This window comes from Wolbachia endosymbiont of Drosophila seguyi (assembly GCF_028981765.1).
GTDB lineage: Bacteria > Pseudomonadota > Alphaproteobacteria > Rickettsiales > Anaplasmataceae > Wolbachia > Wolbachia pipientis.
Window position 1 is genome coordinate 1 of the sequence record NZ_JAPQLM010000063.1, and the last position, 505, is coordinate 505.

Here is a 505-nt window from a genome sequence, read left to right on the forward strand (position 1 = left end):
TTCTCATCTTTACCCCGTACTAAAATTTCAGATATTATAGCCTTTTACTTGTTTCCGGACAACCTCTAACATTCCCACTTTCTACAGCAGCAAATAAAAGTCTATCATACTCACTTTGCTTTGGTCCTAAAAAGTTTACTACTTCTGACTGACGAGAGGTATTTGCTACATCTAAAGGTTTTCCACCATCCTTATTTTTAGCTCCAATGTTAGCCCCCTTAATCTATAAGAAATCTAATTATCTCTAAATGACCTCCTTCAGCAGCCCTATGCAAAGATGTGTAACCATCACTATCTCTAGCTTCAATATTAGCCCCTTTCTCAAGAAGTTCTCTAACGTCACTAAGGCGTCCTGCTCCTGCAGCACTAACTAATAAATCATCATTGCTTAAAGTCATTTGTCCCTCCACATTTATAAAAACTTACCTAACTTAACTAAGAGGTTGTCCGGAAACAAGTAAAAGGCTATAATATCTGAAATTTTAGTACGGGGTAAAGATGAGAA

Annotated in this window: 1 protein-coding gene; it reads right to left on the reverse strand. The window is 36.8% G+C overall.

The genetic code is table 11. The features are described 5' to 3' along the window. Positions 1–218 precede the first annotated feature (218 nt). Positions 219–398: an ankyrin repeat domain-containing protein gene (locus OZD62_RS01270; RefSeq protein ID WP_275019262.1), complete on the reverse strand. Its 180-nt coding sequence runs from the start codon at positions 396–398 to the stop codon at positions 219–221. Positions 399–505 lie beyond the last annotated feature (107 nt).